This window comes from Hydrocarboniphaga effusa AP103 (genome assembly GCF_000271305.1).
GTDB classification, from domain to species: domain Bacteria; phylum Pseudomonadota; class Gammaproteobacteria; order Nevskiales; family Nevskiaceae; genus Hydrocarboniphaga; species Hydrocarboniphaga effusa.
Window position 1 is genome coordinate 1,837,859 of sequence record NZ_AKGD01000001.1, and the last position, 23,043, is coordinate 1,860,901.

Annotated in this window: 22 protein-coding genes; 9 read left to right on the top strand and 13 right to left on the bottom strand. The window is 66.9% G+C overall.

The window, feature by feature from the left end; all coding sequences use genetic code 11:
* Positions 1 to 165: 165 nt before the first annotated feature.
* The 5 genes from hemW to msrP form a co-directional block, all read right to left on the bottom strand.
* Entirely contained in the window at positions 166 to 1,383 is a 1,218-nt protein-coding gene (gene hemW, locus WQQ_RS08060; protein WP_007184647.1) for a radical SAM family heme chaperone HemW, read from the bottom strand.
* A gap of 80 nt (positions 1,384 to 1,463) precedes the next feature.
* Entirely contained in the window at positions 1,464 to 2,060 is a 597-nt protein-coding gene (gene rdgB / locus WQQ_RS08065) for an RdgB/HAM1 family non-canonical purine NTP pyrophosphatase (RefSeq protein WP_007184648.1), read from the bottom strand.
* Positions 2,061 to 2,065: 5 nt separating this feature from the next.
* Positions 2,066 to 2,788, bottom strand: coding sequence for a ribonuclease PH (gene rph / locus WQQ_RS08070; RefSeq protein ID WP_040453211.1), 723 nt, complete (start codon positions 2,786 to 2,788; stop codon positions 2,066 to 2,068).
* A 58-nt stretch (positions 2,789 to 2,846) separates the two neighbouring features.
* Complete coding sequence (gene msrQ / locus WQQ_RS08075; RefSeq protein WP_007184650.1) at positions 2,847 to 3,470, bottom strand: protein-methionine-sulfoxide reductase heme-binding subunit MsrQ; 624 nt, start codon at positions 3,468 to 3,470, stop codon at positions 2,847 to 2,849.
* Positions 3,470 to 4,426: a protein-methionine-sulfoxide reductase catalytic subunit MsrP gene (msrP, locus tag WQQ_RS08080; protein ID WP_007184651.1), complete on the bottom strand. Its 957-nt coding sequence runs from the start codon at positions 4,424 to 4,426 to the stop codon at positions 3,470 to 3,472. The genes msrQ and msrP overlap by 1 nt, the downstream gene beginning before the upstream one ends.
* A gap of 85 nt (positions 4,427 to 4,511) precedes the next feature.
* Between msrP and WQQ_RS08085 the strand changes: the two genes are divergently transcribed.
* The 3 genes from WQQ_RS08085 to WQQ_RS08095 all read left to right on the top strand — a co-directional run bounded on the left by WQQ_RS08085 (position 4,512) and on the right by WQQ_RS08095 (position 6,449).
* The gene (locus WQQ_RS08085; RefSeq protein WP_237715030.1) at positions 4,512 to 4,961 is read left to right on the top strand and encodes a SufE family protein; all 450 of its coding nucleotides are present in this window, start codon (positions 4,512 to 4,514) and stop codon (positions 4,959 to 4,961) included.
* A gap of 103 nt (positions 4,962 to 5,064) precedes the next feature.
* Positions 5,065 to 6,009 (top strand): SPFH domain-containing protein, encoded by a 945-nt coding sequence (locus WQQ_RS08090; RefSeq protein WP_007184653.1) that lies wholly within the window; start codon positions 5,065 to 5,067, stop codon positions 6,007 to 6,009.
* Positions 6,006 to 6,449: an NfeD family protein gene (locus tag WQQ_RS08095; protein WP_007184654.1), complete on the top strand. Its 444-nt coding sequence runs from the start codon at positions 6,006 to 6,008 to the stop codon at positions 6,447 to 6,449. The genes WQQ_RS08090 and WQQ_RS08095 overlap by 4 nt, the downstream gene beginning before the upstream one ends.
* 72 nt (positions 6,450 to 6,521) lie before the next feature.
* Here WQQ_RS08095 and WQQ_RS08100 read toward each other — a convergent pair whose 3' ends face one another.
* From WQQ_RS08100 to WQQ_RS08110, 3 genes are all read right to left on the bottom strand, one after another.
* Complete coding sequence (locus WQQ_RS08100) at positions 6,522 to 7,088, bottom strand: YceI family protein (RefSeq protein WP_007184655.1); 567 nt, start codon at positions 7,086 to 7,088, stop codon at positions 6,522 to 6,524.
* A gap of 76 nt (positions 7,089 to 7,164) precedes the next feature.
* The gene (locus tag WQQ_RS23635) at positions 7,165 to 8,331 is read right to left on the bottom strand and encodes a cytochrome b/b6 domain-containing protein (RefSeq protein WP_007184656.1); all 1,167 of its coding nucleotides are present in this window, start codon (positions 8,329 to 8,331) and stop codon (positions 7,165 to 7,167) included.
* A gap of 235 nt (positions 8,332 to 8,566) precedes the next feature.
* Positions 8,567 to 9,640: a 3-deoxy-7-phosphoheptulonate synthase gene (locus WQQ_RS08110; protein WP_007184657.1), complete on the bottom strand. Its 1,074-nt coding sequence runs from the start codon at positions 9,638 to 9,640 to the stop codon at positions 8,567 to 8,569.
* Positions 9,641 to 9,804: 164 nt separating this feature from the next.
* On the opposite strand from WQQ_RS08110, the gene WQQ_RS08115 reads away from it, so the two are divergent.
* Positions 9,805 to 10,785: a DUF3187 family protein gene (locus tag WQQ_RS08115; protein WP_007184658.1), complete on the top strand. Its 981-nt coding sequence runs from the start codon at positions 9,805 to 9,807 to the stop codon at positions 10,783 to 10,785.
* A 135-nt stretch (positions 10,786 to 10,920) separates the two neighbouring features.
* On the opposite strand, the gene WQQ_RS08120 is transcribed toward WQQ_RS08115, so the two are convergent.
* From WQQ_RS08120 to WQQ_RS08135, 4 genes are all read right to left on the bottom strand, one after another.
* The gene (locus tag WQQ_RS08120; RefSeq protein ID WP_007184659.1) at positions 10,921 to 12,738 is read right to left on the bottom strand and encodes a DUF885 domain-containing protein; all 1,818 of its coding nucleotides are present in this window, start codon (positions 12,736 to 12,738) and stop codon (positions 10,921 to 10,923) included.
* A 171-nt stretch (positions 12,739 to 12,909) separates the two neighbouring features.
* Positions 12,910 to 14,880, bottom strand: a complete 1,971-nt coding sequence (locus WQQ_RS08125; RefSeq protein ID WP_007184660.1) for a M2 family metallopeptidase — start codon at positions 14,878 to 14,880, stop codon at positions 12,910 to 12,912.
* A gap of 35 nt (positions 14,881 to 14,915) precedes the next feature.
* Positions 14,916 to 16,406 (bottom strand): peptide MFS transporter, encoded by a 1,491-nt coding sequence (locus WQQ_RS08130; RefSeq protein WP_040453213.1) that lies wholly within the window; start codon positions 16,404 to 16,406, stop codon positions 14,916 to 14,918.
* A 106-nt stretch (positions 16,407 to 16,512) separates the two neighbouring features.
* The gene (locus WQQ_RS08135; protein ID WP_007184662.1) at positions 16,513 to 17,013 is read right to left on the bottom strand and encodes a DUF4112 domain-containing protein; all 501 of its coding nucleotides are present in this window, start codon (positions 17,011 to 17,013) and stop codon (positions 16,513 to 16,515) included.
* A gap of 110 nt (positions 17,014 to 17,123) precedes the next feature.
* Between WQQ_RS08135 and plsB the strand changes: the two genes are divergently transcribed.
* The 3 genes from plsB (at position 17,124) to WQQ_RS08150 (ending at position 20,860) form a co-directional block, all read left to right on the top strand.
* Positions 17,124 to 19,613 carry a glycerol-3-phosphate 1-O-acyltransferase PlsB gene (gene plsB, locus WQQ_RS08140; RefSeq protein WP_007184663.1) on the top strand — a complete coding sequence of 830 codons (2,490 nt, stop codon included), beginning with the start codon at positions 17,124 to 17,126 and terminating at the stop codon, positions 19,611 to 19,613.
* Positions 19,614 to 19,754: 141 nt separating this feature from the next.
* Entirely contained in the window at positions 19,755 to 20,489 is a 735-nt protein-coding gene (gene bamJ, locus WQQ_RS08145; protein WP_007184664.1) for a BamJ family beta-barrel-assembly machinery protein, read from the top strand.
* 149 nt (positions 20,490 to 20,638) lie between these two features.
* A complete protein-coding gene (locus tag WQQ_RS08150; RefSeq protein ID WP_007184665.1) occupies positions 20,639 to 20,860 on the top strand; it encodes a hypothetical protein in 222 nt (73 codons plus the stop codon).
* A gap of 99 nt (positions 20,861 to 20,959) precedes the next feature.
* Here WQQ_RS08150 and WQQ_RS08155 read toward each other — a convergent pair whose 3' ends face one another.
* Positions 20,960 to 22,171, bottom strand: a complete 1,212-nt coding sequence (locus tag WQQ_RS08155) for a murein hydrolase activator EnvC family protein (RefSeq protein ID WP_007184666.1) — start codon at positions 22,169 to 22,171, stop codon at positions 20,960 to 20,962.
* A 50-nt stretch (positions 22,172 to 22,221) separates the two neighbouring features.
* Here WQQ_RS08155 and WQQ_RS08160 point away from each other — a divergent pair, with 50 nt between their 5' ends.
* Together WQQ_RS08160 and grxC are read left to right on the top strand one after the other, a co-directional pair.
* Positions 22,222 to 22,647 carry a rhodanese-like domain-containing protein gene (locus tag WQQ_RS08160; protein WP_007184667.1) on the top strand — a complete coding sequence of 142 codons (426 nt, stop codon included), beginning with the start codon at positions 22,222 to 22,224 and terminating at the stop codon, positions 22,645 to 22,647.
* A 20-nt stretch (positions 22,648 to 22,667) separates the two neighbouring features.
* The gene (gene grxC / locus WQQ_RS08165; RefSeq protein ID WP_007184668.1) at positions 22,668 to 22,922 is read left to right on the top strand and encodes a glutaredoxin 3; all 255 of its coding nucleotides are present in this window, start codon (positions 22,668 to 22,670) and stop codon (positions 22,920 to 22,922) included.
* The last annotated feature ends 121 nt before the right edge of the window (positions 22,923 to 23,043 follow it).

A 23,043-nucleotide genomic window follows, 5' to 3' on the forward strand; every position in this document is an offset into this window, starting at 1 on the left:
CGGAAGCGCCGCCGCCGGCGCTGCAGGCGACCAGCCAGAGGACGAACAGCGTGCATGCGAACCGGGGCAAATCCCTTTGCCGAGCCATCCGAGACAACCTGCGTGAACCAGGACGATGCGGACCATGCAGTAAGCATGCGAACGGCGCCAGGCCGATCCGCGCGATCAGGGCAGGAAGCGCATCAGCAGCGTGTTGAGGTGCTGGCGCCCGAGCGCACTGGGGCGCACCTGCTCGCCTTGGCGTTCGATCAGCCCGCGTTGCATCGCGTCGCGCAGCGCAGGCTCCAGCACGCCCGATGCGAGGCCGGTGCGCTGCTCGAACTCGCCCAGCGTGAACCCGTCGTCCAGCCGCAGCGCGTTCATGCAGAACTCGAAAGGCAGATCGGCCGCCTCGATGCGCTGCTGCTCCTGGATCGCGTCCGCGCCGCCGGCGCTGTCGAGATAGCGCTTGGGATGCTTGTGCCGCGCACGGCGCACGATGCCGCCGGCCCCGCTGCGCTTGCCGTGGGCGCCCGCGCCGATGCCGAGATAGTCGCCGAAGCGCCAGTAATTGAGGTTGTGACGCGCCTGCCGCCCGGGCTGCGCGTAGGCCGAAACTTCGTAGCGCGTGTAGCCGGCCGCCACGAGCCGATCGACGCCCTGCACCTGGATCGCCCAGGCATCGTCGTCGGCCGGCAACGGCGGCGGGCGCGCGGCGAATTCGGTGTTCGGCTCCAGGGTGAGCTGGTAGTACGAAAAGTGTTCGGGCGCGAGCGCGAGCGCGGCGGCGAGATCGCGGTCGGCCTCCTCGGGCGTCTGTTGCGGCAGCGCGAACATCAGATCGAGATTGAGGTTGTCGAAGCCGGCACGTCGCGCGGTTTCGACGGCCGAACGCACCGCCTGCGGGTCGTGAATGCGCCCGAGCCGCTTGAGCTGCGCCGCATCCATCGACTGCACGCCGATCGAGAGCCGGTTGATGCCGGCGGTTCGGTAATCGGCGAAATGCGCCTCGTCGATGGTGCCGGGGTTGGCTTCGAGCGTGATCTCGATGTCGGGCGCGAAAGCCAGCCGCTTGGCGACCTGGTCGAGCAGGCGGCCGAGCGCGCGTCCCGAGAACAGGCTCGGCGTTCCGCCGCCCATGAAGATGCTGCTGATCGCGCGCGATTCGGGTTCGCGCAGCTCGAAGTCGAGATCACGCAGCAGCGCGGCGATGTAGTCGTCTTCGGGCACTTCGCCGCGCAGGGCGTGCGAATTGAAATCGCAGTACGGGCATTTGCGCACGCACCAGGGGAAATGCAGGTATAGCGCGAGCGGAATGCTGTCCGCGACGAGTCCTTTTTCCCCTCTCCCGCTGGCGGGAGAGGGCGGCGCGTCAGCGCCGGGTGAGGGAGCGCGGTTCGTCACCGCTGCGCTCCTTCGAGGCTGAAGTCCCTCACCCCGCCCCTGCGGGGCACCCTCTCCCGCCAGCGGGAGAGGGGAAATATTCACTGCGCTTGCTCCTGCAGGCGCTCCAGCAGAGCCGCTACCGCCAGCGCGCGGTGCGAGATGCGGTTCTTGAGTTCGGGCGCGAGCTCGGCCGAGCTGCAGCCTTGCCCGGGAACGAAGAACAGCGGGTCGTAGCCGAAGCCGTTGGCTCCGCGTGGCGCTTCGAGCACTCGGCCGTTCCAGAGTCCTTCGGCCAGTACCGGAATCGGGTCGGACGCGTGGCGCAGAAACGCGAGCACGCTGACGAAGCGCGCACCGCGCTCGCCCTCGGGCAGGCCGAGCAGCGCGTCGAGCAGCTTGGCGTTGTTGGCCGCGTCGTCGCTGGGCTCACCGGCGTAGCGGGCCGACAGCACGCCGGGCGCGCCGCGCAGGGCCGTGACTTCGAGCCCCGAATCGTCCGCGATCGCCGGCAGGCCCGAAACCAGCGAGGCGTGGCGGGCCTTGAGCAGGGCGTTCTCGACGAAGGTGGGCGCGGTTTCCTCGGCGGCCTCGTCGGTGAACTCGGAGACCAGGCGCAGGTTCCAGCCCAGCGGGGCCAGCAGCGCCTGCATTTCGCGCAGTTTCTTGGCGTTGCGGCTCGCGAGCACGACGTCCATTGCGATCAGCCGCCCGCGAGCGCCTTGCGCTGCGCTTCGAGCAACTCGCCGATGCCCTTGGCGCCGATGTCGAGCAGCTCGTTGAGTTCTTCGCGACGGAAGGCGTGGCCTTCGGCGGTACCCTGCACTTCGATGAAATGCCCGGCCTCGTTCATGACCAGGTTCATATCGCACTCGCAGTTGGAGTCTTCGATGTAATCGAGGTCGAGCACCGGGCGGCCGGCGTGAATGCCGACCGACACCGCCGCGATCTGGCCGTGAATCGGGTTGCCCTTGATGAGCTTCCTGGCGCGCGCCGCGTTGATCGCATCGACCATGGCGACATAGCCGCCGGTGATCGCGGCGGTGCGCGTGCCACCGTCGGCCTGCAGCACGTCGCAGTCGATGGTGACGGTGAAATTGCCGAGCGCGGACAGGTCCACCGCGGCGCGCAGGCTGCGACCGATCAGGCGCTGGATCTCCTGCGTACGGCCGCTCTGCTTGCCCTGTGCGGCTTCACGGCGACCGCGCGTGTGCGTGGCGCGCGGCAGCATGCCGTATTCGGCCGTCACCCAGCCGCCGTCCTTCTTCCAGGCCGGGCCGCGCTCTTCGAGGCTGGCGGTGCACAGCACGCGGGTGTCGCCGAACGAGACCAGCACCGAGCCTTCGGCGTGCTTGGTGAATCCGCGCACGATGCTGACGGCGCGCAACTGGTCGGCCGCTCGGCCGGAGGGACGGGAGACGCTCATGCTGCAGACCTCGACGATGTCTTCTCCGATCGCATGAGCCTGTTTCGCAAAACTGGGCTCAGGGCGTCGGTTTTTTGGGGGCGCGGAGTATAGCGCCGCCAATTCTCGCCGCCATGAGCAGCCCATACAGCGCCAAGTACACCAGCGGCTCGCGAACGTCCGATTTCACCAGCCAGAAGAAGTGCAATCCGCCGAGCAGCGCGGCGGCGTAGATGAGCGTGTGCAGCCGGCTCCAGGTGCGCTTGAGCCGGCGCTGCCAGCCGCGCGTCGAGGTGATGGCGAGCGGCAGCAGCAGCAGCCAGCCGACGAAGCCGAGCGTGATGTAGGTGCGCTTGACGAGGTCTTCAGCCAGTTGAACGGGCGACCATTCGAGATCGAAGGTCAGGTAGATCGAAAAGTGCACGCAGAGCCAGGCGAAGGCCCACAAACCCAGCAGGCGGCGGATCTGGATCGGCTCGGAACGCTGCGTGATCTTGCGCAGCGGCGTCATCGCCAGGCACAGCAGCAGCAGGCGCAGGCCCCAGAGCCCGGTGTAGTGCTCGAGGGTTTCGACCGGGTTCGGCCCGAGCCTGGCCTGCGCGATCCACTTGGCCAGATGCACGGCCGGCAGCAGCGCGATCGCCCAGGCGGCGAGCCGCCAGTACAGCAAGGGCCTGCGCCAGGCGGACGTCGCGTCGGCCATCAATAGAACTTCTTGAGGTCCATGCCCGCGTACAGCGAGGCCACTTCGGGATAACCGTTGAACATCAGCGTGTCGCGCTTGAACAGCTCGCCGAGCCGGCGCTCGCTGCGCTGCGACCAGCGCGGGTGCTGCACCTGCGGATTCACGTTCGAGTAGAAGCCATATTCACTCGATTGCAGCCGGTTCCAGGTGGTCGGCGGCATCGCCTCGACGAAGCGGATCCGCACGATCGACTTGATGCTCTTGAAGCCGTATTTCCACGGCACGGTCAGCCGCAGCGGCGCGCCGTTCTGGTTGGGCAGCGTCTTGCCGTACATGCCGACCGACAGAAACGCGAGCGGGTGCATGGCCTCGTCGATGCGCAGGCCTTCCACGTACGGCAGCTGCAGGCCGCTCCAGCGCGCCTCGGGCATTTGCTGCTTGTCGTAGATCGTTTCGAAGGCGACGTACTTGGCCTTCGAAGTCGGCTTGAAGCGCTTGAGCGTCTCGCCGAGCGGAATGCCGACCCAGGGCACGACGATGCTCCAGGCTTCGACGCAGCGATGGCGGTAGATGCGCTCCTCGAGCGCGGCGGGCTTGAGCAGATCGTCGAGCGCGACTTGCGCGGGCGCCTCGCATTCGCCTTCGACGCTGAGCGTCCACGGCCGAGTCTTGAGCGTGTGCGCGTTGCGCGACGGATCCTCCTTGTCGGTGCCGAATTCGTAGTAGTTGTTGTACGTGCTCACGGTCTCGAACGGCGTCACCGTCTCGTCGCCGGCCAGCTTGCTTTGCTTGCCGATCTTGAGCGGTTCACCGCCGGTCTTCGGCGCTTCGGCCGCCCGCGCGGACGACAGCGCGAGCGCCCCGACCGCGCCGATGCCCATCTCGGCCAGAAACCGGCGGCGGTTGCGATAGGTGCTCTCGGGCGTGATTTCGCTGGATTGAACAGCGGACGGCGGGCGAATCCGGATCAGCATGGCGAAATTCCTGGCGCGGTAGTGCGAACTAGACCAGCGGGGTTGCTTTACGTTCTACGGGTACCATAGTTCCGTACGACTGAACATGAGAGACGGACGCGCGGCAATGCAGATCGAGGACGAAATCAAGGAACTGGCCGAGACCTTCGGCATGCTCGCCGAGATGGGCGAAGACGCGAAGTACGAGTACATCATCGACCTCGGCAAGAAGCTGCCGCCCATGCCCGAGGCGGAAATCACCGAGGCGAACAAGGTTCGCGGCTGCATTTCGCAGGTCTGGCTCACCCACCAGCTCAGCACCGATCAGCCCCCGCGCCTGCAGTTCAACGGCACCTCCGATTCGACCCTCGTCAAGGGCCTCATCGGGCTGCTGCTCAAGATCGTCTCGAACCGCACCCCGCAGGAAATCCTCTCCGTCGATCTGCGCGCCACGTTCGCGAAGCTCGGAATCGAGAACCAGATTTCGCCCAACCGGCGAAACGGCTTCGTGTCCATGGTCGAGCGCATCAAGCAGCTCGCGGCCGCGCAGGCCTGAGCCTGGGATCACCTCCCGGCCGTGCGGCCTATGCCGGCTTGAGGCGCGGCAGCTTGCTTTACACTCGGATCGACCCACACCGGGTTCGCACGGGGAGCAAGACATGAGCTGGTTCGCCATCGCCGTCGCCGCGTTCGCGCTGGTGACGCTCTGGAAAGGCATCGTCACGGTGCCGCAGGGCAAGGAATACACGATCGAGCGCTTCGGCAAGTACCGCGCGACTTTCGATCCGGGCCTGCACTGGATGATTCCGTACGTCGACAGCATCGGCAAAAAGCTGTCGATGATGGAACAGGTGCTCGACGTGCCGAGCCAGGAAGTCATCACCAAGGACAACGCCATGGTCGGCGTCGACGGCGTGGTGTTCTTCCAGGTGCTCGATGCGCCGAAGGCCGCCTACGAAGTGCAGAACCTCGAATTCGCGGTCATGCAGCTGACGATGACCAACCTGCGCACGGTCATGGGCTCGATGGATCTCGACGAGCTGTTGTCGCAGCGAGACCACATCAACGCGCGCCTGCTCGCGGTGATCGACGAGGCGACCACGCCCTGGGGCCTCAAGGTCACGCGCATCGAGGTCAAGGACATCCGCCCGCCGACCGACCTGGTCGATTCGATGGCGCAGCAGATGAAGGCCGAGCGCCTCAAGCGCGCGCAGATTCTCGAAGCCGAAGGTGCGCGCGCCGCCGCGATCCTCAAGGCCGAAGGCCAGCGCCAGGCCGAGATTCTCGGTGCCGAAGCGCAGAAGGCCGCAGCCGTGCTCGAGGCCGAAGGCCGCCGCGAAGCCGCGTTCCGCGACGCCGAAGCGCGCGAGCGCGAAGCCGAGGCCGAAGCGCGCGCCACCGCGATGGTGTCCGAGGCGATTGCCAAGGGTGACGTGCAGGCGATCAATTATTTCGTCGCGCAGAAATACGTCGAAGCACTTGCCCGCATCGCCACGAGCCCGAACGAAAAGCTCGTGCTGATGCCGCTCGAAGCCAGCAGCGTGATCGGCGCCATCGGCGGCATCGCCGAGCTCGCGAAGAAGGCCGGCGTCAAATCGTCATGAGCGAGAACCTGGTGCTGGTCTACTGGCACTGGTGGGTCATCGGACTCGCGCTGATCGCGCTCGAAGCCTTCGTGCCGGGTGCGGTGTTTCTGTGGATGGGCATCTCGGCGCTCGTCGTCGGGCTCATCGTCGCATTCGTCACGCTGGGCTGGCCGGCGCAGCTCGTGCTGTTCGGCCTGCTGTCGCTCGCGAGCTTCTTCGCGTACCGGCGGCTGCGCCCCAGGCGCGACCTGCAATCGGACGCGCCCACGCTGAATCGCCGCGGCGCCTCGTACGTCGGCCGCCAGTTCACGCTCGCCGAGCCGATCGTCAACGGCGTCGGCCGGCTGCGGGTCGACGATTCGCAATGGCGCATCAGCGGCATCGATGCGCCGGCCGGCGTCACCGTGCGCGTGGTGCGTGCCGATGGCGCGACGCTGCACGTCGAGCGCGTCGATTGACCCCACCGACACCGCAACGAAAAAGCCCCGCTGATGCGGGGCTTTTTCGTATCCGTCAGCGCAAGCGATCTTTTAGTTCTTGATCGCTTCGACCTGGATGCGCAGCTTGACCTTGCCGGCCTCGCCATCGGCGTACTTGCTGATGCCGAAATCGCCGCGATTGAACTCACCGAAGGCATCGGCGCCGCAGTCTTCCTTCTTGAACATCGGGTGCATGATGCACTTGAAGCTGTCGATCGTGAGCTTCACCGGCTTGGTCACGCCGTGCAGCGTGAGTTCGCCGTCGACCGCCGAAGGCGTGCTGCCCTTGTAGACGATCTTGCCCTTGTAGTTCGCGGTCGGGAACTTGGCCGCATCGAAGAATTCTTCGCCCTTGGCGTGCTCGTTCATCTTGTCGTGGCCGAAGTCGATGCTGTTGATGTCGATGACGATGTCGACGGTGCCGGTCTTGGCGGCTTCATCGAGCACCACGGTGCCGCTGCTCTTGTTGAACTTGCCGCGCCACCACGAGATGCCCATGTGCGGCGCTTCGAAGCTCGGATAGGTGTGGCTCGATTCGATCGTGTAGGTGGCCGGAGCGGCGGACGCGATGCCGGTGACCAGGGCGGCGGCGGCGAAAACGGCGGCTTTGAGTTTCATCGAAATAAGTCCCTCGTTGAGTCTGGTTTGAAGAAGCACGCGGCGAACGCCGTGTGCACGTTGATCTGCGCGGCTGTCAGGGCTGCGCGACCGAAATGCGGAAGCGAACGATGACGGCGTCGTCGAGCACATCGTTCCAGCTGTCGTCGCCGATGCCGTAGGCGGCGCGCGAAACCTTGGCTTCGCCCGTGTAGACCGTGGCGCCGCCATCCTGCGCGACCGTGAAAGGCACCGTCACGGGCAGCGCCTTACCCTTGACCGTGAGCTCGCCGGTGGCTTCGAAATGCGTGGCGTCGAGCTTGCGCACCGCGCTCGACTCGAAGCGCGCTTCGGGGAATTTGGCGGTATCGAACCACTCGGCCTTGCGCACCTCGGCGTTGTAGTCGGCATCGCCGATATCGAAGCTCGCGGCGTCGACGACGATGATCGCCCTGGCGGCTTCCGGCGCGTCGGCGTCGAAGCTCAGGGTCTCGGGCTTGAAGCGCGTGAAGGTGCCGGTGACGGGCACGTTCATCTGGCGGAATTCGGCGGTGATCTCACCGGAGGCCGACGCCACCGCCTGCGTCTGAGCCGCATCCTGCTGGGGTCTGGATGCCGCATCTCGCGATTCGCCGCTGACGAACAGCACCGCGATCAGCGAGAACGCGGCGATCGCGAGCAGCATCGCCAGATTGGCCCAGGTCTTCGCGCCCGACAGCGGCAGCATGCGCGCGAGCACGCCGTCGCGGCGCGCCACGTGATGCAGGATGGCGGCGCCCGCATGGCCGAGCAGCAGGGCGATCAGCGCGTAGTTGAGCCAGCCGTGCACGGCACCGAGCTGCTCGGACAGCGGCAGATTCTTCTGAAGCAGGTCGGGCAGCGGCAGCACGCCGAAGTACACCGTGGTGTAGCCCGCGGCCGAGCTGTGCAGCCAGCCGGACAGCGGAATCGCCAGCATCAGCCCATAGAGCGCCCAGTGCGTGAAGTGCGCCGCGGCGTGCTCCCAGCGCGCGCCTTCGGGCAGGGCGGGCGGCTGATGCGTCGCGCGCCAGAGCACGCGCAGCAGCGCGAGCAGGAACACGCTCACGCCGATCCACTTGTGGAAGCTGAAATAGCGCAGCTTTTCGGCCGAAACCGGCAGCGCCACCATGAACAGGCCCAGTGCATAGCCCGCGAAGATCAGCACGGCGATGAGCCAGTGCAGGCCGATGGCGGGCGGCGAGTAGCGCGTGGGTACTGGCTTGGTTTGGCTTGCGTCGATCATGTCGCGGATCAGATCCCCCGGATCGACGGACTATAGGAGGAGGAGGCGCCGCATCCAAGCGGAAGCTTTTGAGTTTCTGCTTCAGAAAAACTGATGTGTCGCGGGCGGCTGCGCATCCCTCTCCATCTGGAAGAGGGACCAAGGGCGAGGGATGCACGGAATCGGCAACCCGGCTGCTACCGGCGACTCTGTCATCCGCCCTTGGGCCCCTTCTCCCGGAGGGAGAACGGAAAACTTACGCGCTGCGAGCCAGACGTTCGCGACGCTGCGCGACATTCGCGGCGAGGCCGCGCAGCACTTCGACGGTGTCGTCCCAGCCGATGCAGGCATCGGTGACACTCTGGCCGTAGCACATCGTCTCGCGCGGGCCGATTTCCTGGCGGCCTTCGACGATGTGCGATTCGACCATCACGCCGATGATGCGCGAATCGCCCGCGGCGATCTGGCCGCCCACGTCCTGCGCCACGTTGATCTGGCGCTTGTGCTGCTTGGACGAATTGGCGTGGGAGAAGTCGATCATGATCTGCGGCTTGAGGCCGGCCTTGCTCATCGCCGCGCTGGCCGCATCGACGGCCTGCGCATCGTAGTTGGTGCCGAGCGTGCCGCCGCGCAGGATGATGTGGCAGTCCTTGTTGCCGGCGGTTTCGAAGATCGAGATCTGGCCCTGCTGCGTGAGCGACAGGAAGCGATGCGGAGCGCTCGTCGCCTGGCAGGCGTCGACCGCCACCTTCACGCTGCCGTCGGTGCCGTTCTTGAACCCGACCGGGCACGACAGGCCCGAGGCCATTTCGCGATGCAGCTGCGACTCGGTGGTGCGCGCGCCGATGGCGCCCCAGCTCACGAGGTCCGACAGGTACTGCGGCGTCAGCAGGTCGAGGTACTCCACGCCGGCCGGCATGCCCTGGCCGTTGAGGTCGAGCAGCAGCTTGCGGCCGATGCGCAGGCCGCGGTCGATGTCGTAGGTGTCGTTGAGATCCGGATCGTTGATCAGGCCCTTCCAGCCCACGGTGGTGCGCGGCTTTTCGAAGTACACGCGCATCACGATGAGCAGGTTCTTCTTGAGCTGCTCCTTGAGCGGCGCCAGGCGCTGTGCGTAGTCGAGCGCGGCTGCGGTATCGTGGATGGAGCAGGGGCCGACCACGACGAGCAGGCGGTCATCCTGGCCGGCGAGAATGTCCTGGATCTCGCGGCGCGTCTCGAAGGTGGTCTGCGCGGCGCGCTCGGACAGCGGCAGTTCGGCCTGGACCTGGGCCGGCGTGGACACCGCGCTGATCGAGCTGATGCGGGTGTTGTCGGTAACGAACTTCATGGCTTGACGCCTATCGGGCTTGAGCGACGTGAGAATCGGGGGCACGGATGCTAGCAGAGGCCGGCGGTGGCCCCTAGCACCGATGCGGAATGGCGTATGTCGATGCAGCATGCGGTGCGGGTGACGCCTCGTAGCGAGTTGATAAATGATTGATAGGGAATCCATTGAATAATCTTTCATCACATATCGGCCTGCTGATCCTGGTCGCCTCGGCTGCGGCGGCGGGCCAGGCCCGGGCCGCCGAACGTCCGCTGGCGGTCTACAACCAGGGTGCGCTGGCTCGCGCCTTCGAACTGCCCGTGATCGGCGAGACCGGCGTGCTGCCGTTCGGCGACACCCGCGGCTCGCTGCGCTACGACCTCACCACCGAGTACCACGCGAGCGGCAACGGCAGCGAAGCGGTGGTGCTCGACGGCGAAAGCAATCTGCTGACGTTCGCGTTCCGCAAGGGCCTGGGCTGGAACCTGGAGCTCACGCTCGAAGTGCCGGTGCTCCACCAGGGCGGCGGCTTCATGGATGACCCGATCGAGAGCTGGCACGACTTCTTCGGCCTGCCCAACGGCGGCCGCGAGCTCGCCCCGCAGGATCGCTATCTCTACGAGTACACGCGCGGCGGCGAGACGGTATTCCGCAACACGCGCGGCGGAACCGACCTCGGCGACGTGCGCCTGGGCTTCGGCTGGCAGGCGCTCGAGTCGCTGGCCCTGCGCACCGAGTTCAAGCTGCCGAGCGGCGACGACGCGCATCTGGCCGGCGGCAATACCGGCGGCGCGCTGTGGGCCGACTGGGCGCTGCCGTTCGATCCGGGCTTCTTCCTGAGCGGCTGGGTTTCGGCCGGCGTATCGATCAACGACGAAGCCGGCTTGATCGCCGATCAGCAGAACAGCGTCGTGCCGTTCGGCGGCGCCGGGCTGGCCGCGCGCTTCGCCGAGCACTGGTCGCTGCTCGGCCAGCTCTACGCCCACGGCAAGCTCTACGACGACTCCGATCTCGACGCCTTCCGCGAAGCCCTGCAGCTCAGCCTGGGCCTGCGCTACGACCTCGCGCGCGATTTCGGCATCGACGTCGGCTTCCAGGAAGACCTCATCACCAGCTCATCGCCCGATTTCAGCTTCCACCTGGCGCTGAGCTGGCGCTCGCTTTGAGAGGGCGCTTCGCCCCCTCTCCCTCCGGGAGAGGGCCGGGATGAGGGACTCTCCGGCGTAGCAAACCTGGCTATCTCCGCGAGACCCTCATCCGCCCTTCGGGGACCTTCTCCCGGAGGGAGAAGGCAACCATCTTCAATGCGGCTTCTGCGCGTCGATCCAGCCCTGCACGCGCGCGTCGAGCACCTGCAGCGGCAATGCGCCGGCGAGCAGCACCTGATCGTGGAAGGCCTTGAGGTCGAAGCGATCGCCGAGCGCCTGCTGGGCACGTGCGCGCAGCTCGAGGATCTTGAGCATGCCGGTCTTGTAGGCCAGCGCCTGGCCCGGCATGACGAGGTAGCGCTCCACCTCGGCGGTGACGTCGGTCTCGGGCATGCCGGTCTTGTCGATCATGTAGGCGATCGCCTGCTCGCGACTCCAGTGCTCGTGATGCAGGCCGGTGTCGACGACCAGGCGCACGGCGCGGAACTGCTCGTCGCGCAGGCGTCCGAGATCGTCGAACGGGTTCTGCTCGTAGCCCATTTCCTTGGCGAGCCGCTCGGCGTAGAGCGCCCAGCCTTCGGAGTAGGCGGTGAACGGCAGCACGCGCTGCACCAGCGAAACGTCCTCGAGTTCGCGCGCGACCGCGAGCTGGTAGTGATGCCCCGGCACCGCCTCGTGATACGCGAGCGTGCGCATCGAGAACTTCTTGATCTCGGTGATATCGCGCAGGTTGATCCAGAAGGTGCCCGGCCGTGAGCCGTCGAGCGGCGGCGGGTCGTAATAGGCCTGGGGGCTGCTGGCCTGCTTGAACTCGGGCACGCGCCTGACCACCACGGGCGCCTTCGGCACGCGGTTGAACATCTGCGGCAGGCCTTGCTGCATCTCCTCGATGATGCGCGTGAAGTCCTTGATGCAGTCTTCGCGGCCCAGATCGCTGTTGGCGTACAGGAAGCCCGGCTCGCTGCCGAGCGCGATCATGCGCGCGCCGACGCTGCCTTCGGCGTAGCCCTCGCTGCGCAGCAGCGCGTCCATCTCGGCCTCGATGCGGGTGACTTCGGCCAGACCGAGGCTGTGCAGGTCTTCGGGCGACAGATCGGTCGTCGTGTTCGAACGCACGGCCCAGGCGTAGTAGGCGTCGCCGTCGGGCAGCGACCAGGCGCCGTCGTTGCGCGTGGCCTTGGGCTGCAGGCGTTCGAAGTAGGCGATGAGCCGGTCGTAGGCCGGATAGACGATGCTGTCGATGCGCTCGCGCGCCTGGCCCAGCAGTTCGTCGCGCTGCCGCTGCGGCAGCTTTTCGATCTTGCCGAGCTTGTCCGCGAACGCGGTGTAGAGCAGGTTCTGCTCGGGCGGCACGGCGACGAAGCCGCGCATCTGCGCGAGCGATTTCTCGACCACGAACCTGGGCGGCAGGATGCCGCGCTCCTCGCGCAGGCGCAGGCCTTCGAGCACCTGTCCGAACCTGTCGCCGAACAGCGAAAGGCGCGCCAGATACTGCTCGGCCTCGTGCTCGCTGGCGACCGATTGCTGCGTCGCCATCATCGTCGGCAGCTCGGATTGCACGCCGAACAAAGGGTTCACCGGAAAATCGTGGAACTGCCAGCGGCCGCGCTCGACCTGGTCGCCGATGTACCAGCCGATCACGTCGTAGGCGAGCTGGTCGGCCCGCGAGAGCTGGCTGCGATCGTAGCGATGCAAGGTGTCGAGGTCGGCCTGCCACTGCTGGGCGACGGCTTCGAGATGCTTGACCGACACGTCGGTGAGCCGGGCGTTGTGGCCGTCGATGCCGAGCGGCTCGAACAGGCGCAGCTGGGTCAGCAGCTCGGGATCGTCGAGCGTGTGCTGCAGCAGCGTGCGATCGAGGAACCAGCCGAACCGCAGCGGCTTGAACCGCCAGCTGTGAACCGCGAGCGCACCCACGACGACGACCATGGCCAGCAGGCCCAGCGCCGTCCACTTCAACAAGGTCTTCATCGTTATCCGCAATGTCCGAGTCGGCAGCTCAAAAAAGGAGGGCGGCTGACGCCGCCCCGAGCTCCCTGGCTTGTGCCGCGTCCCTGCGGCACTCGTTGATGGCCATCCCTAGCCGTTGGCTCCCTAGCCCCAATAATTCCTGCGCAGGCTGCCGGATTCGGCGGCGGCGCTTCAGGCTTCGCCGGCCCAGCCGCAGCTCTTGCCCTGATTCTGTTCCTCGAGGTACTTCATGAGCGGCGAGAAATACTCGATCAGCGCCGAGGCGTCCATCTGCCGCGTGCCGGTCAGCTTTTCGAGCGTGTCCTGCCACGGATGGCTCTGGCCCTGGCTCAGCATCGCGGTGAAGCGGGCGCCGGCCTCGGCATTGCCATAGATGTCGCATTCGTACAGCGGTCCCTTGAAACCCGAAGCATCGCACAAGGCCTTCTGGAACTGGAACTGCAAAACGAAGGCCAGGAAGTAACGCGTGTACGGCGTGTTGCCGGCGACGTGGTACTTGGCGCCCGGGTCGAAATCCTCCTCGGTGCGGGCCAACGGCGGCGCCACACCCTGATAAGCGCCGCGCAGCTTCCACCAGCCTTCGTTGTAGTGCTCGGGCGCGATCTCGCCCGAGAACACCTTCCAGCGCCACTGATCGACCAGCTTGCCCCAGGGCAGGAAGGTGATCTTGTCGAGCGCAAGCTTCATCTGGTTGTTGATGACCGCGCGCTCGTCGGTCTTGGCGTCGCCGATCAGGCCGATGGTCTGCAGGTGCTTGGGCGTCAGCGACAGCGTGATGGTGTCGCCGATGGCCTCGTGGAAGCCGTCGTGCGCGCCCGACTGGAACAGCGAGGGCTGATCCTTGTACGCGAGGTAGTAGTAGATGTGGCCGAGCTCGTGGTGGATCGTGGTCAGCATCTCCTCGGTCGGCTCGATGCACATCTTGATGCGCACGTCGTCGTGACCGAGGTCGAGGTCCCAAGCGCTCGCGTGGCAGACCACGTCGCGGTCGCGCGGCTGCACGAGCAGCGACTTGGTCCAAAAGGTCTCGGGCAGCTTGGGCATGCCGAGCGAGGTATAGAAGTCCTCGGCGATCTTGGTCATCTTGACCGCCATCGCGGTGTCGGCCTGGTGCTGCAGCTCGGCGAGCTGCTTTTCGTCGAGCCGGCCCTTGGTGGCCGCCTTGAGCTTGTCGAACTCGGCGTCGCGCAGCTTGCGCAGGCTGGCCGACACGTCGAGGCTGCCGACGCCCTTGTACGGCTCCATCAGCGGATAGAGGTTGGCCCACTGCTGGGCCCACATGTTGCCGAGCAGCTGCGCCGGGATCAGGCCGTCCTTGGGCACCACGGCGTCGCCGTACTTCTCGTTGAGCTTGCCGCGCACCGCGCAGTGCAGCTGTTCGTAGAGCGGCTTGAGCTGGCCCCACAGGCGCTCGACGTCCTGGTCGAACTCGGCCGGGCTCATGTCGTAGCCGCCGCGCCAGAGCTCGCCCGTATTGGCGTAGCCGATTTCCTTGGAGCCCTCGTTCATGAGCTCGACGAAGCGCTGGTAATCCTTGCGGATCGGCTTGGCGGTGGCGTGCCAGCCGGCCCAGGCCTCGGCCATCTGCTGCGGCGTGTTCTTGAGCTCGACGTTGTCGATGATCTTCTCGATCTCCTGCAGGCGCAGGCACTCCTGCTGGCCCGTGGCGCCCGCGTGGCACCACTTGCCCGAGCCGTAGTTGGCCTCCATCGAGGCGGCGATCCTGGCGAGTTCCTCGCGCTTGGTCGCGTCGTTGGGCGCCGGCATGGTCGAGCCGAGCTTGACGAGCATAAGCGCGCGATCGGTCGCCGGCGAAAGCCCGGTCAGGCCGTTGTAGCGCTTGGCCTCGTCGACCTTGCGCGTCACGTACTCGAGGTTCTCCTCGGTGGCCTGCGCGGCGAGCATCTGCGAGTCGTCGGTGATGTAGGTGGCGGCGACCCAGTAGGCGGCGCCCAGGCGCGGATTGTTCTTGGTGCGCCACTCGTTGATGTCGAGGATGAACTTGTCGGCGTCGGCCGCGCCGATCGCCTTCTGCACTTCGGGCGCCGGCGGCGAGGCCGGTTGCGGATTCGGCTGGCAGGCGGACAGCGCGAGCGTTGCCAGGGCCAGGGCGGAAAGCTTCAACGGCGTGATTGCGGGCATGTCGGGAATCCTTGAATCGGGGCGTCGTCGGGGCGTCAGCGCACGTCGCCCATCAGGCGACCGACCGGCTTGGACACCAGCAGCATCAGCAGGCCGGCGCCGATGGTGGTCATGAAGACGAACAGGAAGCGATCGGGCACCGCGGCGACGTTGCTGTCGTCGGCGAGGTGCCCGGCCAGCAGGCCTGCGATCAGATGACCGAGCGAAGTCGCCATGAACCAGGTGCCCATCATCTGGCCGACGTAGCGGCGCGGGGCGAGCTTGGTCACGGCGGACAGGCCCACCGGCGACAGGCACAGCTCGCCGGTGGTGTGGAACAGATAGGTCAGCAGCAGCCAGGTCGGCGCCACCTTCTCGCCGGCGACCACGTACTGCGAGGCGAAGTACAGCACCAGAAAGCCGAGCGACACCTGCACCAGGCCGAGGCCGAACTTCACCGGCACCGACGGGTTCAGGTTGCGCCGCCCGAGGTTGACCCACAGCGCGGCGAAGAACGGGGCCAGCAGGATCACGAACATCGGGTTGATCGACTGCAGCCATGAGGCCGGCACTTCCCAGCCGAACACGACACGGTCGGTGTAGTCCTTGGCGAACAGGTTGAACGACGAGCCGGCCTGCTCGAAGCCGCTGAAGAACACCGCGTTGCCCGCGAACAGCACGATGATCGCGAGCACGCGCTTGCGCTCGGTGGCGTCGAGCCCGCCGAACAGCAGCACCGAGCCGAAATAGAGCGCGGCGACGATCACGATCAGCACGCCGGTGGCGGCGGACATGGCGATCGGATCGATCAGCAGCAGGCCGGCGATGGCGGCCAGCGCCACCGCCGCGATCACGCCGACGCCGCCCGAGACGAAAGCCCAGCCCTGGCGGCGGCGACGTGCGTCGAGCGCCGCGTCACCGCTCGTCGACGGCAGCAGGCCGATGTCGCCGAGCCGCTCGCCAGTGAGCTTGTAGAGCACCAGGCCCAGGCTCATGAACACGCCGGCCGCGCCGAATCCGTAATGCCAGCCCACGTTCTCGCCGAGATAGCCGCACAGGATCTGGCCGAAGAACGAGCCGATGTTGATGCTCATGTAGAAGATCGAGAAACCCGCATCGCGGCGCGCGCCGCCTTCGGGGTAGAGCTCGCCGACCATCGCCGAAATGTTCGGCTTGAGCAGGCCGGTGCCGAGCGCGATGAAGATCAGGCCGACGAAGAAGCTCGCGTTACCCGGCAGCGCCATCGTGAAATGGCCGATGGCGATCAGGCAGCCGCCGTAGAACACCGCGTTGCGCAGACCGAGCAGGCGATCGGCGATCCAGCCGCCCGGCAGCGAGGCCAGGTAGACGCCCGTCGTGTAGAGCCCGTAAACCGCGGCCGCGACGTCCTTACTGAGCCCGAGCCCCGGATTGCGCCCTTCCACCGCCGCGACCATCGCCAGCACCAGGATGGCGCGCATGCCGTAGTACGAAAAGCGCTCCCACATTTCGGTCAGAAACAGGGTCGTCAGGCCGCGAGGATGGCGGGCCGCAGGCGCTAGGGTCATCGAGAGGGCGGACGGTGGGGGAGCGCCCGACCTTGCCCGCAAAGCGCGAAGCCCGTCAATCCGGGCTGTTTCTCAGGGCAATGAAGGCAATACCCGCTCTCGCGGCTCAGAACAAGCGGCTGACCACGGCGTAAATGCCCACGCAGATCAGGCCCAGCAACAGCAGCAGGGCCAGCATCAGGCCGGCCAGCATGAGCTTGCCGTGGCGCTTCGGCGCCACCGCGCCGGACTGCGCGTCGAGGTGGTCGAGCAGCAGCCGGGCGTTGCGCGCATGCGAGCGGAACGCCACGTCGAACAGATCGCCGACCAGCGGCACCGAGCCGCCCACGGTGTCGACCACCATGTTGCCGAGCATCCGGGCGATCAGCCCGCGCGGAGCACCGACCCGCACGCTCTCGAACAGGATGCTGCTGCCGAGCAGCAGGCCGGCGATGTCGCCGATGCCCGGAATCAGCCCGAGCAGCGCGTCGAGGCCGAAGCGGATGCGCGTGCCCGGAATGGTCACCAGGCCATCGAGCAGCCCGGCGATGCGGCCGACGCGCGTGCGGGCGCTCGCGATGCGTCGGTGGTGATCGCCGTCGAGGCGAGGGTCGTGGGCGGGGCTCATGCGCCGCATTATCCACGTGCGGCAGGTGAGCCCCGGCTGTCCGGCGGGCTCTTGTCATCGATTGCCCTTAAACTGGCCGTTCCGCTGCCCGGCTCGCGCCTCTCCCGAACGTGTTCACACTGGTCTTCTACTGGATCGCCTGGTGGCTGTTTCAGCCCTTGAACCGGCTGATCCGCTACCGCACCACGCCCACCGAGCTCGCCCAGCAACTCAAGCTGGACCCGGCCAGGCCGGTGGTCTACCTGCTGCCGACGCGCTCCTGGGGCGACCTGTTCCTGCTCGAGCGCATCTGCCGCGACAACGGCCTGCCGCGTCCGGGCCGCTCGGGGACTGCGCTGCCGAGCCTCGACCAGGCCGGCGTGCTGTACTTGCCGGCCCTGCTCGAGACCCGCATCCGCGACACCGCGCTGACCGACGTCGTGCAGCGCGCCGCGGCGGATCCGGGCTTCGATTGCCAGGTGGTTCCGGTGTCGGTGTTCTGGGGCCGCGATCCGGGTTCGGAGACCTCGCTCTGGAAGCTGATCTTCGCCGACAGCGTGCAGGCCGGCATGGCGCGCAAGCTCATCATCATGCTGGTCAACGGGCGCAACGTGTACGCCAACTTCGGCCTGCCGCTGGCGTTCCGCGAATTCGTATCCAAGGAGAAATCACCCGAGTTCGCGATCCGCAAGCTCGGCCGCCTGTTCCACATCTACTTCCTGCACGCACGCACCGCGGCGCTCGGGCCGACGCTGCAGAACCGCGAAGTGGTGCTGCACCAGCTGCTCAATTCGCCGCGCGTGCGCAGCGAGATCCTCGCCGAATCGCGGCGCGGCAAGCTCACCGAGGCGCAGGCCAACGAAAAGGCGCGCAAGTACGCCGAGGAGATCGCGGCCAATTACTCGGCGACCACGGTGCGCTTCCTCGAGCGCCTGCTCGAGCTGATCTGGAACCGCATCTTCCGCGGTGTGCAGGTGTTCGGCCTGGAGCGTCTGCGCCAGTGGGCGCAGGGGCACGAGATCATCTACCTGCCCTCGCACCGCAGCCACGCCGACTACCTGCTGCTGAGCTACGTGCTGTATCGCGCGGGCATCGTGCCGCCGCACATCGCGGCCGGCGTGAACCTCAATTTCTGGCCGGCCGGGCCCATCCTGCGTCGCGGCGGGGCGTTCTACATGCGCCGCAGCTTCGGCTCCGACCGGCTTTACGCCTCGGTGTTTCGCGCCTATGTCGATTCGCTGATCGGCCGCGGCTATTCGATCAGCTTCTATCCCGAAGGCGGCCGCAGCCGCACGGGCCGCCTGCTGTCGCCGAAGGCCGGGCTGCTCGGCATGGTGATCGAATCGGCGCTGCGCCAATCCGCCCGCAAGGTGGCCATCGTTCCGGTCTACGTCGGCTACGACAAGGTCTGGGAACTCAACAGCTACTTCAAGGAACTGCGCGGGGCGCAGAAGCAGAAGGAATCGGCCGGCGAACTGGTCAAGAGCGCCAAGCTGCTGACCAAGTCCTACGGCCGCGTGTACCTGAACTTCGGCGAGCCGATTCCGCTCGGCGAATACGCCGACAAGCACCTGCCCAACTGGCGCGAATCGCTGCGCAAGCCCGGCGACGAGCTGCCGCCCGGCTGGCGCGATTTCGTCGCCCGCCTGGCGCTGGCCAACCACCGGCGCGTCAACGCGGCCGCGATCGCCAGCCCGGTGAGCCTGGCCGCGGTCACCATCCTCGCGAGCCCCAAGGGCGCGGTCGGCAAGGCCGACATGCTCTCGCAGCTGCAGCACCTCGTGCAGTTGCTCGAGGCGCGTCCGTACAGCGAAAACCTGGTGGTGCCCGAGCGCTCGCCCGAGGCCATCATCGAATGGGCCGCGCCGATCGCGCGCATCGCCGAAGTGCCGCATCCCTGGGGCGATCTGCTCGACGTCGCCGATCGCGACGCGGTCCTGCTGACCTACGCGCGCAACAACATCCAGCACCTGTTCGCGCTGCCGAGCCTGGTCGCCAACCTGTTCCGCACGCGCGGCGTGCTCAGCGAGGACGCGGTCATCACCGGCTGCCGCGCCCTGTATCCGTTCCTGCGCACCGAGTTCTACCTGCGCTGGGAGCCGGCCGAGGCCGAGCAGGTGGCGCGCGACACCATCGACGTGATGCTCGGCCAGGGCCTGCTGCTGCGCAACGAGGATGGCCGGCTCGCGCGTCCGGACGTCAACACCTCGTCCTACTCGACGCTGTCGATGCTCGGCCGCGTGATGGGCGAGACGCTCGAACGCTATTGCATGACCACGCTGCTGCTCGCCGACGAAAGCAAGAGCCGGCTGCCGCTGCAGCGCGAGCGCTTCGAGGAGGATTGCCGCCGCCTGGCCGAGCGCATGGCGGTGCTGACCGGCCGCGATTCACCCGAGTTCTTCGACAAGGCCCTGTTCCGCGGCTACCTCGACACCCTGATCGACGTCGGCATCGTCAGCGAAACCGGCGATCGCAAGCTCGCGGTCGACGTTCGCATCGACAAGATCGCCGAACGCTCGCTGGAGCTGCTGTCCGACGAAACCCGCCAGACCTTGTTGCAGTTGCTGTCGGGGCGGCCGCAGGCGACGCCGGCGGAACCGCCGGCCATTGCCCCGGTCTGAGCCTTCCCTGGCCACCGTCATCGCACGGCGGTGGCCCGCTTGCCGGCTTTATGTGTAATCTGCGGCCGATTTTTTGGCCTCACCGCCTGCCGATTCCCTGTTGCCATTCCCTTGCCTCCTCTACTTTCGATAAGAGACCCCATGCACTCCTCATTTCGCCTGCTCGCCGTGGCCGCCTGCGCCAGCCTGCTCTTCGCCTGCGCCAAGAAGGAAGACGGCGCCGCCTCGTCCTCGGGCGAACTGACCACCGACGCCCAGAAGTTCGGCTACGCCATCGGCGTGGACCTCGGTAACTCGCTCAAGCCCGTGCAGTCGCATGTCGACATCAAGGCGCTCGAAGCCGGCCTCAACGACGTCACCAGCGGCGCCACCCCCAAGCTCGACGACGCCGCCCGCGAAGAGATCAAGAACAAGGTCTCCAAGGTGATGCAGGAAGAGCAGGTCAAGCAGCGCGAGGAAGCCGCCACCAAGGCCAAGGAAGAAGGCGCCAAGTTCCTCGCCGAGAACGGCAAGAAGGAAGGCGTGAAGACCACGGCCTCGGGCCTGCAGTACGAAGTGATCACCGAAGGCTCGGGCACCCCGCCGACCGCCGCCGACAAGGTCACCGTGCACTACAAGGGCACGCTGCTCAACGGCGAGGAGTTCGACAGCTCGTACTCGCGCGGCCAGCCGGTGACCTTCCCGCTCGCCAACGTGATCCCGGGCTGGACCGAGGGCGTGCAGCTCATGAAGCCGGGCGCCAAGTACAAGTTCTACATTCCGTCCGACCTCGCCTACGGCGAGCGCGGCGCCGGCGTGAAGATCGGCCCGAACCAGACGCTGATCTTCGAAGTCGAGCTGATCGAAGTGGCCAAGGACGACGCGCCGTCGAAGTAAGACGCGCGGCAGGCTCCATCAACGGCGACGGCGACCCCGTCGCCGTTTTCGTTGGTGGCGTCCGCCGGCCGGCTTGCGCGGCGGGAACTCGGCGCCCACAGTGGCGTCCGAAACTTGCGTCCCTTCACCACCCTTGATCCGGAGTTCTCATGGAAGAGCCTCCATTGCCCGAGCTGAGCTACGCCGAGATCGCCGAACTCGTGCGCATCCGCAAGTCCCGGGTCGAAAACAAGCGCACGCGCCACAACCGCGAGGCCCTGCAATCGCTGATCCACAAGGGCATGGTGGCGCCGGGCCTGCACGCCGAGCTCACGCCCGAAGGCGAGCGCCTGCTCGAACGCAAGCGGCCCGAGGCGCTGCGACCGGACTGAGCCTGCAAGCGTAGAGTGGGTTAACGGCGCAGCTGCGTAACCCCCCGTTCATCCCGAGGCGCAACGCGGCGGGTACCGCCTGCGGTCTATCCCAAGCGCCTACTTGGCGAGCCAGTCGCGCGGATTGAGCGCCGTCGCGCCCTTGCGGATTTCGAGATAAACGCCGGACTTGTCGTGCCCGCCGCTGTTGCCGGCGGTGCCGATGGCCTGCCCGGCTTCGACCCATTCGCCGGCACCCGGGCTCACCGAGGCGCAGTGTCCGTAGAGCGTGAAGAAGCCGCCGTCGTGCTCGAGGATCAGGATCTGCCCGTAGCGCTGCAGCCAGCCCGTGTAGGCCACGCGCCCGCGCGCGATCGCGCGCACCGGCGTGCCCTCGCGCGCGCCGATCCAGCGGCCGCTCCAGGTCAGGCGGGCGTCCGATTTCGCCGAGCCGTAGTCGGCCAGGATCGGCCCCTTGACCGGCGGCGGCAGCTTGCCCTTCTGCTGGGCGAACGGCTTGCCGCTGGCTTCGAGGTCGATCGGAATGTCCGACAGCGCGTCGCGCAGCGACTTGAGCAGCTTGTTGAGCGCCTCCTCGTCGGCCTGGGCCTGCTTGAGCTCGCCCTGCGAACTGCTGATGCGCTCCTCGATCGCGGCGATCGAAGCCTGGCGCTGCTTGCGGCTCGACTGCAGCGTCTCGAGCGCCTGCGCCTGCTCGAGTTCGAGCGCCTCGAGGCGCGAGCGCTCGTCGATCAGCTGGGTCTGCAGCGCGGCGATCTGCTCGACCTCGCTGCGCACCGCCTCGATCTGCCGGGCCCGCGCCTTGCTCAGGTAGTCGTAATCGGTCAGCACGCGGCCGGTGCGCGAGACCTCTTCCTGGCTGAGCCAGAGCTGGGTGCGGCTGCGGCTGCCCATGACGAAAGCGGCGCGCAGCTGGCGCGACAGGCTCTCCTTCTGCTCGCCCAGCCGATAGCGGGCCTCGGACTGGCGGGTCTGCGTATCGAGGATGCGCGCGTTCTGCGCATCGATCTCCTGGCGCACCCGGCGCAGCTGGGCCTGGCTGTCCGACAGCTTGCGCTCGGCGGCCTCGAGCCCCTTGGTCAGCTCGTCCTTTTCGCCGCGATCGCGCTGGATCTTGCGGTTGATGGCCTCGATGCGCCCCTTGACGCGCTGCAGGTCCTCCTCGCTCTGCTTGATCGACTTGTCGCCCTGCGGGGCGGCCGTCGAAACCGGCGCGGCGAGCCAGAATCCGGCCAGCAGCAGCGCCGTGCAGACGCGGCGCGTGCGCGGCCCGGCGAGGCTTGCCTTTTGATCGAGGGGCTTGGATGACATAATTCTGGCCCGCATCATAGACGCCCTGCGTCCCCTTTCGCGCTCCCACCATGCAGCAGTATCTCGAATTCGCCTCCCATCACCCCTTGCTGTTTTCCGCGCTCGGCCTGGTGTTCGTGCTGTTCATCGCCAATGAAGTGCACGGTAGCTTCAAGGGCGGCAAGCGCCTGTCGATTCCGGACGCGATCCGGCTCATCAACGACCGCGAACCGATCATCGTCGACGTGCGTCCGGCGCCGGATTTCAAGCGTTCGCACCTGCTCAACGCCATCAACATCCCGCTCACCAAGTTCGACTCGCGCGCCAGCGAGATCGGCAAGGACAAGAGCCGTCCGGTGCTGCTCTACGACATGATGGGCGGCGGTGCCGGCGAGGCGGCCGAGAAGCTCAAGAAGCTCGGCCACACCGAGGCGTATCCGCTGCGTGGCGGCTTCAACGGCTGGCTCGGCGCGAGCATGCCGGTGACCGCCAAGTAAGCGCGACAGGAAGACACGCCATGGCCCGCATCCGCGTCTACTCCACCGACTACTGCCCGTACTGCGTGATGGCCAAGCGCCTGCTCGAGCGCAAGGGCGCGGCTTACGAGGAGATTCGCGTGGACCACGACGACGCCCTGCGCCAGGAGATGATGCGCCTCTCGGGCCGCCGCACGGTTCCGCAGATCTTCATCGGCGAAACCCACGTCGGCGGCTTCGACGACCTGTCCGCGCTCGACCGCGCCGGTGGCCTGGACCCGCTGCTGGCGGCCTAGCCCGGACCCGGCCCGTCCAAGGCCGGTCACGATTCCGCTTTAAACTGCGGCCCGCGCCAAAAGCCGCGACCGAACAAGAAAGCTGTCCTCCTTCCCGCTTCGCCTTTTAGAAAATCCGGAG